Below are 14,267 nucleotides of genomic sequence, written 5' to 3'. Positions count from 1 at the left end.
CATCGGGGAGAACTGCGCTCTTTTCCTGGCGCCGGAACGCAGTAATCAGCCCCGCGCCTATTGCCGACTGAGCGCATCCACACAACGCGATCCCCGCAGAGGCATAACCTAGCCAGTTCAAAACGAGAGTCACGCGCCCCCTCTCCCCTTTTCCAGGTGTTTTATTGCAGGGGGCCGACAGTGCATCTTAATTATTCATAAACTTTGCGGTTTTGCGGTTGAGCAGGGTCACGAGGGCATCCGCGCCGCCGCGGGCCAGCGTCGAGCTGAAATCAGCGCGCTGGGCGGCAACCTGGCTGATGTGACCATTGAGCAGAATGTCGACGATGCGATATCCGCCGCCAGAAGGCATCATCACATAATTGATAGCGGTCGCAGAATCCGACCCGTCACCGATCGATGTGCTCACAATGGTGCTGCCTCCCGTGGGGGCGGGACGCGTGGTCGGGCTGACCGTGAACTGCGCCGTACCACCCTGCTTGAAGCTCGAGACATAGCGGGCAATGGTGAACTGTCGGAAAGCGGTAAGCAGCTTCGTCTGCTCATCTGCAGACAGCGTCGTGTAACGCATGCCGATGGAGTTATGGAGCACGGTCGACAGATCGAAAATCCGATCGATCACCGGAGCCATGATCTGGGCGCGGGCTTCAGGTGTGCCGCTGGACGGGGACTGAATCTGCTTCAGGGCCGTATAAAGGTCGTTGATGGGCGCCACGGCCGGCGATTGGGCCTCGGACTGGGCCAGGGCGGGAGCAGGCATGAACACGAAGGAAGACGCGACGGGTGCCGAAATCAGGGCCAAGAGCCCGAGCGCGGCACGGCTCAGGCGCCGTGCAGGAATCGCGTCGGGCGTGGTGATGGGAAATCGTGTCATGCTGCGTCCTCAAATCTGTCCCGGTAAACGGTGCCGACAGGTGTCCGGATCCGTAGTCGGAAGCTGGGGTGGCTCGTGTTTTAAACAAGACATCCGCTCATCAATCACTGTCGCATATGTCCGACATAACGTCGAAAAGTGCAATCTTCCCACCGTGTTGCAATAACGAGGGGAGCGAATGCGCGAATCACGATGTGGGGTGCAACAGATTTCGGCTTAAAAATTGGTTAGTTATTGCCTTTACATGTCGCCAAAATGACACAGATCGCGCAATGAAACGTCATCGATGTTGAGGTGGGCAACCTGCAGGGTGTATAGGCAGCGTTTTACCATCCCGTTCGTATCCTTTTCAGTCTTGCGCGCCGGTCCCGATTTCGGTGATGTCTTGCGAAATCATACGACCTGCGGGTCTCACGTTTGACGTCGACGCGCTATTTCCGCCGGGCCTTTTCTGGTCCCGTGCGTGCACGTCGATTGGTGTAGGAGCATAGAGATACATGGCCGTTCCATTGATGCAGGCCGTCCGTGTCGGACGCTATGTGGTCAAGCAGCATCTTCTGGGTCGCAAGCGCTATCCGCTCGTTCTGATGCTCGAACCCCTGTTCCGCTGCAACCTCGCCTGTGCGGGCTGCGGCAAGATCGATTACCCGGCCCAGATCCTGAACCAGCGCCTCAGCCTGCAGGAATGCCTGGATGCCGATGCTGAAGCAGACGCCCCCGTCATCGCCATCGCTGGCGGCGAGCCTCTCCTCCACAAGGAGATGCCCGAGATCGTCAAGGGTCTGACGGCGCGCAAGAAGTATGTCTATCTCTGCACGAACGGTCTTCTGCTCGAGAAGAAGCTCGATGATTACGAGCCCAACCCGTTCTTCTCCTGGGATATTCATCTCGACGGCGACAAGGCGATGCATGATTCGTCCGTCTGCCAGGAAGGCGTGTATGAGCGCGCAGTGTCGGCCATTCGAGCCGCCAAGGAGCGCGGTTTCCGCGTGTCCATCAACTGCACGCTGTTCGACGGCGCGCAGCCTGAGCGCGTGGCGCGTTTCTTCGATGAAGTCATGGCGCTCGGCGTCGATGGCGTCATGACGGCACCGGGTTATGCGTATGAGCGTGCGCCCGATCAGGAGCACTTCCTGAACCGCCAGAAGACCAAGCAGCTCTTTCGTGACATCTTCCGTCTGGGCAAGGGCAAGAAGTGGCGCTTCACCCAGTCGCCGCTCTTCCTAAACTTTCTGGCTGGCAATGAAAACTATCATTGCACGCCTTGGGGCAAGCCCCTGCGTACCGTGTTTGGCTGGCAGCGTCCCTGCTATCTGCTGGGTGAAGGCTACGCCAAGACCTTCAAGGAACTGATGGACGATACGGCCTGGGAGCAGTACGGCACCGGTGCCTATGAGAAATGCGCCGATTGCATGGTCCATTCGGGCTATGAGTCGACAGCCGTCATGGATGCGGTCAAGCGCCCCTGGCATATCGCCAAGGTTGCCCTGTTCGGACCGGAAACCGAAAAGCCCATGGTTCCCGAGATCTCGCTCGAGAACCAGCGCCCTGCCGAGTACAAATACGAGGCGCAGGTGGCTGAGCAGGTCACGCTGCTCGAATCCCGCAAGCCTGCCCGCGGCCCGCGCGTGCGCGTGCACAAGGCTGAGGACAAGCCGGTCGAGATCGCCGACGCCGCCGACTAAAGGGTCTTCGGGCCCAACCGGCCGGGCAGGAGGGGGCAAAGCCCTTCTGCATACTGGCCAAGACAGGCATGACAGCCTTATCCTGAGAAGGCGGACATACAGCGTGTATGTCCGCCTTTTCTTTTTTCCGAACGAAGGGCGCCATGCTCACCCCCATTCTGGTCATCTGTCTTCTCATTGCCTTGAACAGCATCTTCGCCATGGGCGAAATGGCGCTGATCTCGGCCAAGCGGCCGCGTCTTGCGGCGCTGGTCAAGCGTGGGGTGCGTGGTGCAGAGCGGGCGCTGCGTCTGGCCGATGAGCCCCATTCCTTTCTGCCGACCGTACAGATCGGCATGACGCTCGTCTCCATTCTCGAAGGCGCCTTTGGCGGCAGCCAGATTGAGGAGGATCTGGCGCTGCTGATCCGGCGGAGCGACATGTTGCGTCCTTTCGCCAATGAATTGTCCATCGGCATCGTGGTGATGGCCATCACCTTCGCCATGCTGGTCTTTGGCGAACTCGTCCCCAAGCAGATCGCGTTGCAACAGCCCGAGAAGATGGCGGCTCGCCTCTCCTTCATTCTCTCGGCGCTCCTGACTATCTCACGCCCTGTGGTGGCGCTGCTGAGCGGGACCTCCAACCTTGTGCTGCGTCTTTTCGGCGTGGGAGGTCTGACACGCGCTGCGATCACGGAAGAGGAACTGCGCGCCATCCTGGCCGAGGGCGCTCAGGCCGGTGTGCTTGAAACCGAGGAGCGCATCATGATCGAACGCCTGCTCCGCCTGGCCGATCGCCCCGTACGCGCGATCATGACGCCGCGTAACGAACTCTTCTGGGTCGATCGTCATGCCAGCCGCGATGCGCTGATCGTGAAGCTGCGCCAGTCCACCTATACCCGTATCCTCGTCTGTGAAGGCGATGTGGACCATCCTGTCGGCGTGGTTCTGGCCAAGGATCTGATGGACCGCCTGCTTCAGGGGCTGCCGATTTCCATCGAAGCCGCCCTGCGTCAGCCGATTGTCGTGCCGGACAGCCTGACGGCGCAGGACATGATCGAACGCATGCGTGGCGAGCGCCTCGGCATTGCTTTCGTTCTCGACGAATACGGCTCCTTCGAGGGGATCGTCACGCCTTCGGATATCTTTGAGGCGATTGTGGGTGACGAGACCGCCGAGAAGAACAAGACCGAGCGTGAAAATCCTCAGCCGCGGGACGAATATGTGCTCGATGGCTTCATGCCCGCTGATGAAGTGCGCTCGGTGCTCGATCTGCCCGATCTGCCTGCCGCAGGGAGCTACCATACTCTGGCGGGTGCCATCCTTGCCCTGTTGCGCCGCGTACCCGCCAAGGGTGACAAGGTGGTCTTCGCGGGCTGGCTCTTCGAGGTGGTCGAAATGGAGCAACGCCGCGTGACCAAGGTACGGGCCAGCCGTCAGGTTCTGGCTGAAAACTGAGACCGTTTTGATTGCCGATCGTGAAGGCCTGAAGGGGAAATGCGGTGACGAAGCGTTCGGAGTTTCCCCCTCTGGCTGCGGTGGCACCTGGCCTGGCGGATAAAGCCGGTAGCATCGCCCCCTACAGCCTGTACGCTTATTTCCGATTGCGGCTGCGTTATCTGCTGCATGCGGGCAAGACGCTCCTCATGCAGCGTTGGCTCGCCCTGCTTGTCATCATCTTTCTTTCACCGGCCCTACCGATTGTCGCTTTGCTGCTGCGTACAGCGCATTTCATGGTCTTCATGCTGGCGACGCCCACGACGCGTTCCGATGCCTTGGCCGGGGCCACTCCCGGGGCCATCGGCCCGCATGTCGGCGCGATTATTTTCGCTCAGGCAGGCTACCTGCTCTGGGCGGAGGGGCTGCGGTCGGTTCTGCGCGGTGGGGCTTTCAGGAGTTATCTCGACAGCCTGCCCATTTCCCTAAACATACGTCTTTCCATCGCCGCAGGGCTCGTATTCCTGCTCGACCTCCCGCTTCTTCTTCCTTTGCCGGTCGGGCTCGCTCTGGTCGGGATTGGGGTCCCGCTGGCAGCGTTGCTCTATATAATGAGAGCGCTGGTTTTTTTGGGACTGACAATTCTTCTGCAAGCAGCCCGTATTGAGGCTGCGCCCCTGCTGATCCCATTCATTCTGATTGCCGATCTGGCGCTTGCCCTCGACTGCGGCATGGGGACTTCTGGCGCAGCTCTGCCGGTCCTTGCCCTGCCTGTCCTGTGCGGAGGGGCGGGTTTGCTTCTGGGTACGCGCTATGAAGGCTGGTCCGGCCTTCGTCGTCATTCTGCCCGAGCGGCATTGCCTAGGGCTGGCACGCTGGGGCTCGTAACGCCCGTTCTACGTCTCCAGATCAGGTGTTGTGTCGAAAGGGGCAATGCCACGCCCATAATCATGCTCCTCGTCTGGGTCTTGCCTTTTGCCTTGTGGGCGCTCCTGCGCGGGTTCGACTATGATTCCCGCTCCGTACCGGTGCAGATCGTGGTCATGGGGCTCATCGCACAATCCTGCCTTGTTCCCCTCGCCTCTCTTGCCGAGGCGCATGAGCGTGCAGCCGGCTTTTGCCGCGCTTTGCCTTTATCCCGATTTTTCTGGGTCGGGCGCGATATTGGTCTAGTTCTGGCGCTGTTCACGATTCCAGCCCTGCTCTGCCTGCTGCCGCTTGCCGTGCATCGCCTGATGACGCCCGGTGTCGCTTTGGGTGTGCTGGCTTCGTATCTGCTGTTGCTGTCGGCCCTGCGGCTCACCGTGTCGATCGATCCGCGGTGGCGGCCCATGCCCGCGATCGCGCTTTCCGCATTCTGGGTAACGGTCATTCTCTGGAAGGTTCCCGCATGAGCGACAGGCTGATCTGCACCGATCTCGAGATGGCCTATAAGGGACGAGCTGTTTTCTCTTCGGTCAGTCTTGCTCTCCCTGTGGGCCTGCACGGGCTCCGGGGGAGCAATGGCACAGGTAAATCGACGCTGCTGCGTGGCCTGTCCGGAGTGGCGAAACTGCAAAGAGGTCGGGTTCTGATTGCAGGGCATGACCTGTCCCGGCAGCCCGTGGCGGCGAAATCTTGTCTTGCCTATGTCCCGGATGAGGGCGCGCTGTACCCGTTCATGACCGGGCGTGACCTCTTCGCGCTCTGCGCCTGGGCCCGCAAGGCGGAAAGCCTGTCGTCGAACCTGATCGAGGGTTTTGGTCTCGGGCCCCATCTCGACAAGCGTTACGATGCGCTGTCGCTCGGAACGCGGCGCAAGATGCTTATCGCCTCGGCCTTTATAGGCAGGCCGCAAGTGTTGTTGATGGACGAGCCGGGTAATGGGCTCGACGTGGACTCTCGGCAATTCCTGATGACGCTGCTGTCAGAGGCGGCGCGGTCGGCCTGTATTCTGGTTTCGACCCATGATGGCGCCTTTCTTGACGCGCTCGGAGCACGGATCATCAGAATGGAGACGCTCGGAAAGAAATAAGGGCGACACCCTCGTCGGGAGCCGCCCTTATCGAAAATCGTTCAGGCCCGTCACAATGACAGTGGCCCCTTAGTGATAGGTTACCGGTCTGGCGCTTGCGATCTCCTGCTCATCGGCGAAGCGCGGCCACTGGGCATGGGCCAGAGCATGGAGCGAGGGAGCAGGAAGCCCGAGCTTGTCCGCATAGATCCAGAGATAGGCGAAGGCGTGATGCACGTAGTCGCGTGTCTCGCCGTTGGGCAGCAATTCCATGAAAAGAAGCGGATCATGGATCAGCGCCGCTTCATGAGGGGTGCCGCTCTCCCAGCGTGCAATCGCGCCAGGCCCTGCGTTATAGGAGGCCAAAGTGTGAATCAGATCCCCTCCCTTGGGTGCCGCTTCGGAACGCTCTGACAATCCTGCCAGATACTGCACATAGAGCTGGCCGATCTCGAGATTGACGGCCGGATTATGCAGGCGTCCCACCATATCGGCGGGCACGTTGATGATCGCGACGCCATGGGAATCGAGCGCGGGTTTGGGGCCGCTCACGAAGCTGGCGGTAAGCGGACGGATCTGCATCAGCCCATGGGCTCCGGCGCTCGACGAGGCTTTGGCGTCGAAGTTCGATTCAAGCCGGGTCAGGGCATAGACAAGAGCCGGATCCATCTTGAAACCGTGTCGCGGCGCCAGCTGCGGCATGGGGAACCCGGCCAGATGCGCTGGGCGACCGTCTCGCGCACCCAGAATCGTCGCGATCTGCTCCGACAAATCATGCAGTCCCGCCGCGGCGGCGACGAGTTGAACCGAGTGGCAAAGCGCTGTGTCAAAGGCAATATCGGGCCACATGCGGCGCAGAAGCGCCTCGGCCCGGGCCGTCTCGCCAATCTGGAGAAGGGCGAAGAGACGACGCCCCTGCGGGGTCGCGGCAACGGCTTCGACGTCGATTTCACCCATGACAGGGATCGGATTCTGCAATGCCGTTTCGTCATTCTTCGGCAGGGTATCAGCGGTTTCCTGCGTGACTGGCGTCTGCCCGGCGTGGTGCAGGCCGAGCATCTGACGGGCCAGGATACCGTAGAATGTGCCGGGCTCGGCGGCTGCGCGCTGGAGCCAGGATGTGGTCAGTGTGGCAGGCCCGGCTAGGTGGCGATGCACGCGCGCCGCCCAATAGGCGCTGGCTGCACGGACGTCATTGGTCGTGGTCTGGGCACGAGATGCCTGCTCGAAGAACTGTGCGGCATCATGATATTCCCCCTCGCGCCAGGCGGCGAGCCCGGCCACATAGCCGGCATAGCCGAGCTGCTGGGCACTTCTGGCAAAACCCGCCCGAGCCGTTTCGAGGGCAAACTCCGTTTCACCGGCACTCAGCATGCCCAGTGCCACTTCAGCCTTGAGTTGCGCTGCATAGAGCGGGGTCATGCCCGGGGTGGAATCGATGAGCCTCACGGCACTCTGTCCGCCCTTGAGCCCCCAGGAGAGGCGCTCGGTCACGGTGCGGTCGAGCAGGGGATTGCGGTTGAGCAGGTGGGCGATGGGGTCCATCGCGCCGGGGGTTGCCGTCGTGGAGGTGTCTGAAGGGGCCAGGGATGTCGGGAAGTTCTGGGTGGCGACACTTCCTCTGGGGCTCAATGAGACGAGCAAAGACTGAATGGCGCCGGCATCGGCCAGGCTCGAAAAGGTCTTGAGCCACAGGCGAAGCTGGACAGGCTGGGGATGATAGGCCGGATTGAGATAACGCTCGGCCAGCAGGTCACCCATCAGGACGCTGTCATGCGCGGCACGTGAGCGGGCAATGGCGGTTTCGAAATCGCCCGCGCGTTGGGCGCGGAAAGCCTCTTTCAGCAGCGCAGCGTCTGAGGCGGTTAGGGGGTGGGGAAGACCATTCGACCCGCCAGGCGCGAAGGATCGCGGCGTTGCGAACGCCGTTTCCTCACTCTGGGCATTGTCGTGGTCGGCAGGGTTAAGCGTCGGTCTGCTTTCCTGGGCACGAAGCGGATTGAACGTCGCTCCCGCCACAAGCATCGCGCACAGCATGGCAGCACGGGCGCTATTACTCGACGCGAAATAAGAAATTCCTCGCATGGTGGGGATGCTCGTAGCCCCTCTCGCCCGACAAGGCAAGAGTGGCCAAAAGGTCACACCAAAGGAGTTCGCTATCCTAAGAGTGTTTGCGGAATTCTACCAGAGGGTTGCGGCCGAAAAACGGCGTTTTTCTGGGCTGAAATCAATTTTTTTTATTAAGCAATTGCAACTACCTGTGTCACGGCGCGCCATCGAGGCATTCCGCCAGGAAAACGAGGTCTTTCCACATCTCCCGGCGGGCGCGTGCGCTGGAAACCAGCTGCTGCGGGTGCTGCAATGCGAGGGCCTCGATGGCAGCCCCGTTATCGAGTCGCAGGGTCAGCCATTTGCCGCGTGAGCGGGCGACACTGGCCTGTTCGTCCATCAGGAGGCGAAGTGGAGTCGGCCCCAGCAGGAGGAGGCGACCGGGCTGAGCCTTGATGATGGCCGCCTGAAGCAGGGCGCGACATTCTCTCATTTCGATCAGGGATACCGCCCGCCCGCCCGGTGGCCGCCAGGGAAGGGCAGGCGCTTGGGAGAGGGTCGTGCGATCCAGGCCGATACTGGGCAGGATCAGGTCGAGCAATCTGCCTGTCTCTCCGGCGAACACAGTACCGGAGCGGTCTTCATCCGCATCAGGAGCGTCGCCAATCACCATGAGGGCTGCTCCCGGGACAATCCGGGGCCGGACGCTCGTGGAGGCTGTCCGGGCCAGACCGCATTCGGGAAAGCTGTCCACGCCCCAAAGCGACGCGGTTTCCGGATCGACCGGCGCCGGGCGTATGGAGGCTGCCGGGAGTGTGCCAGGCACCGCTGCACGCGTACGCAAAGGCGCGTTTCGCACAGGCCGGGCGGTCAGGGGCGCAGGGCGGTCGAGACGCTGGGGAGCAACCTCATCAAGGAGGCAATCCACCCCCCATTCCCGGTACAGGTCCAGCAGGGCAAGAATCTCGGATCGGTCCTGGCCGGACAAGGTAAGGGACATGATTTCTTATCAGTTTGGTGTCTGCTCGGGTTCAGTCTAGATTGTCACACGATGCAAACCAAGCACTCTCCGTTTCGGCTCGGCCTTCTCGCCTGTCTCGCCTCCGTCTGTGGGGCAACGGCCCATGCTGCCGCGACCCCGACAGGGCCGGCTCTGACCGCGCCCGATCACTCCCTGACGGGCAGCTTGCTCGGCAGCATCGTCGCGGTGCAGCGCAATAATATCCCGGATGCCGATCGTGCCCTTTATGACTCGGTCATGCTGGGCTATCGCGATCCTGACTTTGTCGTCATGGCGCTCCGTTTTGCGGCAATGGATGCGGGTCCCGATGCCGCTGCCCGCGCCTTCTCCCTAGCGGCCCTGGCCCCTAAAGAGAGTCTTGCGCGCATTGTCATGGGAACGGTGGCCTTTCGTGATGAGCAATGGAAACGCGCTGAAACGTTGTTTACGCTTCACGGCAAGGCGCCCCAAGGATTTCTGCGCCTTGCAGGGCAGGGGCTGATCGACTGGTGCCGCTATGGGGCCAACCCGGTCGATGGGGCGCTGGACCCGGTCGTGACGCCCCAGGGTACTCCGGATGGTGCCCCCGATCCCGTGATCTATCTGGCCCTGTTGCAGCAGGCACGCATCGCCTCACTGCGTGACGAGGCCAACACGGACCGTCTTTTTGCGCAGCTTGACCCCAACGCCACGACCATTCCGCCGCTTCTGCGCGTGCTCACCCTGCAATTTCAGGCGGACTGGCTGGCTTATCGTCATCATGAGCCGGAGGCCCGCAGGAAACTGGCGGCGGTGGGCGCGCTCTTGCCAGCCTTCCAGCTCGTTTCCGGTCGTCTGCGGCCGCAGGCTCTGGGGCCAGGGTTTTCGCCCCGACAGGGGCTCGGCGAGTTTCTGATCGGCGTCACGACCCTGCTGGGCGATACGGCCCCGCAGGACCGTCATGGCCAGGGTGACAGCGGAGTTTCGCAAGGCGATGACAAGCTGCGCGATGTGCGCCAGCTCAAGATCTTGCTTCTGCGTCGGGCGCTGTTCCTGCAGCCCGACCTTACCCTCGCCAAGATTCTGCTCGCTGAGGAGTTGCGCAATGACGGCCAGCTCGACATGGCCCAGACTGCGCTCGACGGCGTCGGCGCCGATGCTCCCCTGGCGCCCCTTGCCGATCACGCGCAGGCGCAGGTTGCCCTAAAACGTCATGACCTCAAGGCTGCGCTGCATGCTCTGGAGCCTGTGGTCAAGGCGAACCCGGACAACCCCGATATTCTCAATGAACTCGCGGCAACACAGGATCAGCTCGGCCAGTCCGAGGCCGCTGCTGCGACCTATACCCATGCCCTGAATCACGTAAGCGTCATGGAGGCCCGCATCTGGCCCCTCCTTCTCGGGCGGGCCATTGCGTGGGACCATCTTGGACATCGTGACAAGGCACAGGCCGATCTTGACCGGGCTATGGCCCTCAACCCGTCGGAGCCTGTTCTGCTGAATTACGCCGGTTATTCGGATGTCGAGCATGACGAGCGACCGGACCAAGCCTTGCAGCTTCTGCGGCGCGCCATGGATCTGGCCCCGGATGACGCCGAGATTCGCGATAGCTATGCCTGGGCGCTTCTGAAGCAGAACGGGGATCTCACTCAGGCTCTGCCTCTGCTGCTTTCAGCAGTGAATGCGGCACCGGGAGATCCTGAAATCGCGTATCATCTCGGTGTCGCCTACTGGTATCAGGGGCGTCAGCTCGAGGCGCGTGACCAATGGAGCCAGGCCCTCAACAACAAGCCCGAGCCTGAAACGCGCGCGCTGATCGAGGCGGCTCTGGCGCAGGGGCCGGATCTGCCCGTGATGCGCGGGCGGGCCATACCCTCGCCCCGATAAGCCCGATTTCGATGAGACTGCCAATGCCCACGGATCGTTCTCTGGCCCATGCCAAGATCAACCTTTTTCTGCATGTCACGGGCCGCCGTCCCGACAATTATCATGAGCTGGACTCGCTTGCTGTCTTCGCCGAGACGGCCGATATCCTGACCTTGAAGGAGCCTCTCGAGACGGGTGAAGGCCTTTCGCTCACGATCGATGGACCTTTCGGGGCAGGGCTTGATGCGGGGCCAGAGAATCTCGTGCTTCGTGCAGCAGCCGCGCTGCGTGCAGCCGCGCGTCAGGCGGGCCATACCGCATCGGACCTGCCCGATTATGCCCTGCATCTGACCAAGAACCTGCCTGTAGCTTCCGGGATCGGGGGAGGTTCGGCCGATGCGGCTGCGGCCTTGCGTCTTCTCGCGACCGCCTGGGCTTGTCATGAAATCGATCTGGCGCCCATTGCGGCAACGCTTGGTGCCGATGTGCCGGTATGCCTCGCCCAGTCGACACAGCGTATGCAGGGTATTGGCGAGATTCTGGTCCATGCGCCTGCATTGCCGCGCTGCGCGATGGTGTTGGTCAATCCCGGTATCGCCGTGCCTACTCCTGCGGTGTTCAAGGCGTGGAAGGAATCAGAGGCCGAGTTTCGCGCACCGGCGGTATTGCCCGAGCAATGGGATACGCCGCACGCCATGGCAGAAGTATTGCGTTCCACTTCGAATGATCTACAACGGGCAGCGGTAACTCTGTTCCCGGTAATTGCTGAGGTTATCGAGAGGCTGGACAACACGGATGGCTGTCTTTTTGCCAGGATGAGCGGTTCGGGTGCGACCTGCTTTGGTCTCTATGCTGAGCTGGAACAGGCGCAACGAGGGGCGTCGGCATTACGCGCTCATGGATGGTGGGCCGAGGCCGGATGGATCCAGACCGGGGACGACCGGCTCTGAACACTCTTTGAGGGAAGGTCGGGTCTATGGGGGCAAGAATGCAGGTCGTCCAGAAAGAGGACGGCACGGGAGCGACACTCCGGTTCCTTGAAGGGAGTGGGATCGAGGGTGAAATCGACCTCACCCTGGAGCAATTGACACAGCTGATCGGTAGTCTGGGTCGGGTGCGTTACGCGATGACCGCCAACCAGCCCCAGCCCTCGATCGGCAATGCTCCTTTCCTGCCCGTCTATAATACGAACTGGGCCCTTCAGATCGATGCTCTGACAGAGGGCTCGACCCTTGCCTACCAGCATCCGGCCTATGGGCCGGTTGGGCTGGTTTTCGGGCCGGATGATGTCGAGAAGCTGATCAAGGGCCTCAACCAGCATCGCGCGCTCATGGCGGCCAATACAAGCCGCCGACCGAGCTGAGCGGGCCTCTCCTGGCGCGATGCCGTCAGGATCTGCGTCTGACGCTGCACCAGGCTGCGGTCAGGCCGAGTAATCCCATAAGGACGGCTCCCAGGCCCATGCGACGCGGAATGGTCAGCAGGAGCGGCTTGCGTCCCTGTTCACGAAGGGGAATGCCTTCATAGGGTCCATGGGCTGCATAGGCACCCTCTACGCTCTCGTCGAATGAGTCGTCCGCTTCTGCCTGTGCGCCAGCGGCGAATTGCGCCTTGAGACCATTTTTCGCCAGATAACGGTCGCGCAGCGATGGGGCGAGGCCGTTGATCAGGCTCGGGAGAATGGACGAGGCACCAACCCAGATATCCCGATGATGGCCGAGCACGGCCTGGCAGATCGCATGCGCCGCGACTTCGGGTTCATAGACTCTCCCGACCGGCTTGAGCGTATGTCCGGACCGGTTTCTGCTCCAGCCAAGACGCGGTGTATTGATGGAGGGGAGATGCACGACGGTGAGGTCGATCCGGTCGGAGAGCGCCCTGATCTCGGGTCGGACACTGTCGCAGAAAGCGCTGATCGCTGCATGCGCGCCATTGACGGCGGCCTGCAGAGGCAGGCCGCGTAACGGATGGGCGAGGCCCAGATTGACGATCGTGCCGCTTCCGCGGCGTCTCATGCAGGTCAGGGCCGCCTGGGTGCCGTATACCGAGCCGAGATAGGTCACCTCGGTGACACGTCGCAACGTCTCTGAATCGAGCGACAGAACCGGCCCGATGGCGGTCAGGCCTGCTGCGTTGATCCAGACGGTGATGGGGCCAAGTTCGCGTTCGATGTGTTCGGCGGCTTCGGACAAGGCCTTGGCGTCGGCCACATCTACGCTGAGTGTGAGGGTACGAATGCCACTGCCCTGCAATTCCGCCGCGGCGTCTTCAAGGCGCTGGGCGTTGCGGCCCAGAAGGGCAATGTCGAAGCCATAGGAAGCGAGCATACGCACGGTGGCGCGCCCGATACCGGCTCCCGCGCCTGTGACCACGGCAATCTGGTTGGGCATGATGCTGGCTCCTTGCGCAGGCTACAGATAGGTGACGGCGAGAATGCCAGCGATGATCAGAAAGAGAAAGCCGCACATGACCACCGTCAGTCGACGTTCGATGAAATCGCGTATGGGCGCGCCATAGAACCAGAGCAGCGTGGCCACCAGAAAGAAGCGCGCGCCGCGCGTCACCAAGCTGGCCGCCAAAAATGGGAGGATTGCAAAATGCGATGCCCCTGCGGCGATGGTGACGATCTTGAAGGGGATGGGGGTAAGACCCTTGAGCAGAATGATCGCCACGCCATATTGACGGAACTTCTCCTGCATCACCGCCAGCGTATGCTCCGCGTGATAGAAGTGAACGATCGGAAGAGCGACATGCTGCAGCAGCACCGCGCCGATAACCCAGCCCAGAAGGGCCCCGCTCACCGAGCCGACGGTGCAGATGGCCGCGAGGATAAAGGCGCGCTCACGAGCCGCCAGTACCATCGGGATCAGAAGCAGGTCGACCGGAATGGGAAAAAACGAGGCCTCGGCAAAAGCGACGGCAAAGAGCCACCACCCTGCGTGAGGGGATGCCGCCAGGGCAAGCGTGCGTCGATAGAGCGGCTGGAACAAGGCGGCCTCCGGGTGATGATCCTGCCGCTGTGCATGGCGCAAGAGCCGCCTCATGTCGAGCGTGGTCCCCATAAAATGAGCGCCGCTCCCGCGAGGCATATCAGGGCGCCGATCATGTCCCATCGATCCGGGCTTCGCCCTTCAACCAGACGCATCCAGATCAGGGAGGCCGTAATATAGACGCCGCCATACGCCGCAAAGGCGCGTCCGGCGCTGTCGCTTTCAATACGCGTGAGGATAAGGGCGAACAGCGTCAGACTCATCAGACCCGGAATGAGCCACAAGGCTGATCGTCCAAGACGAAGACAGGACCAGAAAGCGAAGCATCCCGCGATTTCCGCAAAACCCGCAGCGATGTAGAACGCGAGAACAAGCATGCACAATTCCGTTCTGAAAAGCGTCCCTCGTTATGCCGC

At 61.7% G+C, this 14,267-nt stretch carries 13 protein-coding genes; 7 read left to right on the top strand and 6 right to left on the bottom strand.

The features are described from left to right. Positions 1 to 187 precede the first annotated feature (187 nt). Positions 188 to 874 carry an ABC transporter substrate-binding protein gene (locus tag C0V97_RS11190; RefSeq protein WP_127102673.1) on the bottom strand — a complete coding sequence of 229 codons (687 nt, stop codon included), beginning with the start codon at positions 872 to 874 and terminating at the stop codon, positions 188 to 190. Positions 875 to 1,371: 497 nt separating this feature from the next. Between C0V97_RS11190 and hpnH the strand changes: the two genes are divergently transcribed. The 4 genes from hpnH to C0V97_RS11170 all read left to right on the top strand — a co-directional run bounded on the left by hpnH (position 1,372) and on the right by C0V97_RS11170 (position 5,988). After that, complete coding sequence (gene hpnH / locus C0V97_RS11185) at positions 1,372 to 2,559, top strand: adenosyl-hopene transferase HpnH (RefSeq protein WP_127102672.1); 1,188 nt, start codon at positions 1,372 to 1,374, stop codon at positions 2,557 to 2,559. Positions 2,560 to 2,702: 143 nt separating this feature from the next. Then, positions 2,703 to 3,995, top strand: coding sequence for a hemolysin family protein (locus tag C0V97_RS11180; RefSeq protein ID WP_127102671.1), 1,293 nt, complete (start codon positions 2,703 to 2,705; stop codon positions 3,993 to 3,995). Between the two features lie 44 nt (positions 3,996 to 4,039). Next, positions 4,040 to 5,368 carry a hypothetical protein gene (locus C0V97_RS11175; RefSeq protein WP_127102670.1) on the top strand — a complete coding sequence of 443 codons (1,329 nt, stop codon included), beginning with the start codon at positions 4,040 to 4,042 and terminating at the stop codon, positions 5,366 to 5,368. After that, positions 5,365 to 5,988, top strand: coding sequence for an ATP-binding cassette domain-containing protein (locus tag C0V97_RS11170; protein WP_127102669.1), 624 nt, complete (start codon positions 5,365 to 5,367; stop codon positions 5,986 to 5,988). The genes C0V97_RS11175 and C0V97_RS11170 overlap by 4 nt, the downstream gene beginning before the upstream one ends. 69 nt (positions 5,989 to 6,057) lie before the next feature. On the opposite strand, the gene C0V97_RS11165 is transcribed toward C0V97_RS11170, so the two are convergent. Both C0V97_RS11165 and C0V97_RS11160 read right to left on the bottom strand, forming a co-directional pair. After that, the gene (locus tag C0V97_RS11165) at positions 6,058 to 8,052 is read right to left on the bottom strand and encodes a transglycosylase SLT domain-containing protein (RefSeq protein WP_127102668.1); all 1,995 of its coding nucleotides are present in this window, start codon (positions 8,050 to 8,052) and stop codon (positions 6,058 to 6,060) included. Positions 8,053 to 8,230: 178 nt separating this feature from the next. Beyond that, the gene (locus C0V97_RS11160; RefSeq protein WP_127102667.1) at positions 8,231 to 9,016 is read right to left on the bottom strand and encodes a uracil-DNA glycosylase; all 786 of its coding nucleotides are present in this window, start codon (positions 9,014 to 9,016) and stop codon (positions 8,231 to 8,233) included. Positions 9,017 to 9,067: 51 nt separating this feature from the next. On the opposite strand from C0V97_RS11160, the gene C0V97_RS11155 reads away from it, so the two are divergent. From C0V97_RS11155 to C0V97_RS11145, 3 genes are read left to right on the top strand one after another with little or no spacing between them, the layout of a single operon-like run. Beyond that, positions 9,068 to 10,882: a tetratricopeptide repeat protein gene (locus C0V97_RS11155; RefSeq protein WP_127102666.1), complete on the top strand. Its 1,815-nt coding sequence runs from the start codon at positions 9,068 to 9,070 to the stop codon at positions 10,880 to 10,882. A 23-nt stretch (positions 10,883 to 10,905) separates the two neighbouring features. Beyond that, complete coding sequence (locus C0V97_RS11150) at positions 10,906 to 11,811, top strand: 4-(cytidine 5'-diphospho)-2-C-methyl-D-erythritol kinase (RefSeq protein ID WP_233582112.1); 906 nt, start codon at positions 10,906 to 10,908, stop codon at positions 11,809 to 11,811. A 38-nt stretch (positions 11,812 to 11,849) separates the two neighbouring features. Beyond that, positions 11,850 to 12,224 (top strand): hypothetical protein, encoded by a 375-nt coding sequence (locus tag C0V97_RS11145; protein WP_199751844.1) that lies wholly within the window; start codon positions 11,850 to 11,852, stop codon positions 12,222 to 12,224. A 25-nt stretch (positions 12,225 to 12,249) separates the two neighbouring features. Here the strand turns inward: C0V97_RS11145 and C0V97_RS11140 are convergent, their stop codons facing one another. From C0V97_RS11140 to C0V97_RS11130, 3 genes are read right to left on the bottom strand one after another with little or no spacing between them, the layout of a single operon-like run. Continuing rightward, the gene (locus C0V97_RS11140) at positions 12,250 to 13,251 is read right to left on the bottom strand and encodes an SDR family oxidoreductase (RefSeq protein WP_127102663.1); all 1,002 of its coding nucleotides are present in this window, start codon (positions 13,249 to 13,251) and stop codon (positions 12,250 to 12,252) included. Positions 13,252 to 13,272: 21 nt separating this feature from the next. Further along, complete coding sequence (locus C0V97_RS11135) at positions 13,273 to 13,905, bottom strand: YqaA family protein (RefSeq protein WP_370265489.1); 633 nt, start codon at positions 13,903 to 13,905, stop codon at positions 13,273 to 13,275. Continuing rightward, the gene (locus tag C0V97_RS11130; protein WP_127102662.1) at positions 13,902 to 14,228 is read right to left on the bottom strand and encodes a YnfA family protein; all 327 of its coding nucleotides are present in this window, start codon (positions 14,226 to 14,228) and stop codon (positions 13,902 to 13,904) included. Before C0V97_RS11130 ends, C0V97_RS11135 begins: the two co-directional genes overlap by 4 nt. Positions 14,229 to 14,267 lie beyond the last annotated feature (39 nt).

The sequence above is a fragment of the Asaia sp. W19 genome, from assembly GCF_003994335.1.
Classification (GTDB): domain Bacteria; phylum Pseudomonadota; class Alphaproteobacteria; order Acetobacterales; family Acetobacteraceae; genus Asaia.
The sequence above is the reverse complement of the archived record's forward strand: the minus strand, read 5'-3'. Positions and strand labels throughout refer to the sequence as shown.

Excerpts from the sequence above, each read along its gene's own strand:
- C0V97_RS11190 (WP_127102673.1), bottom strand. The coding sequence starts at position 874 with ATGACACGATTTCCCATCACCACGCCCGACGCGATTCCTGCACGGCGC.
- hpnH (WP_127102672.1), top strand. The coding sequence starts at position 1,372 with ATGGCCGTTCCATTGATGCAGGCCGTCCGTGTCGGACGCTATGTGGTC.
- C0V97_RS11180 (WP_127102671.1), top strand. The coding sequence starts at position 2,703 with ATGCTCACCCCCATTCTGGTCATCTGTCTTCTCATTGCCTTGAACAGC.
- C0V97_RS11170 (WP_127102669.1), top strand. The coding sequence starts at position 5,365 with ATGAGCGACAGGCTGATCTGCACCGATCTCGAGATGGCCTATAAGGGA.
- C0V97_RS11165 (WP_127102668.1), bottom strand. The coding sequence starts at position 8,052 with ATGCGAGGAATTTCTTATTTCGCGTCGAGTAATAGCGCCCGTGCTGCC.
- C0V97_RS11160 (WP_127102667.1), bottom strand. The coding sequence starts at position 9,016 with ATGTCCCTTACCTTGTCCGGCCAGGACCGATCCGAGATTCTTGCCCTG.
- C0V97_RS11155 (WP_127102666.1), top strand. The coding sequence starts at position 9,068 with ATGCAAACCAAGCACTCTCCGTTTCGGCTCGGCCTTCTCGCCTGTCTC.
- C0V97_RS11150 (WP_233582112.1), top strand. The coding sequence starts at position 10,906 with ATGCCCACGGATCGTTCTCTGGCCCATGCCAAGATCAACCTTTTTCTG.
- C0V97_RS11145 (WP_199751844.1), top strand. The coding sequence starts at position 11,850 with ATGCAGGTCGTCCAGAAAGAGGACGGCACGGGAGCGACACTCCGGTTC.
- C0V97_RS11140 (WP_127102663.1), bottom strand. The coding sequence starts at position 13,251 with ATGCCCAACCAGATTGCCGTGGTCACAGGCGCGGGAGCCGGTATCGGG.
- C0V97_RS11135 (WP_370265489.1), bottom strand. The coding sequence starts at position 13,905 with ATGAGGCGGCTCTTGCGCCATGCACAGCGGCAGGATCATCACCCGGAG.
- C0V97_RS11130 (WP_127102662.1), bottom strand. The coding sequence starts at position 14,228 with ATGCTTGTTCTCGCGTTCTACATCGCTGCGGGTTTTGCGGAAATCGCG.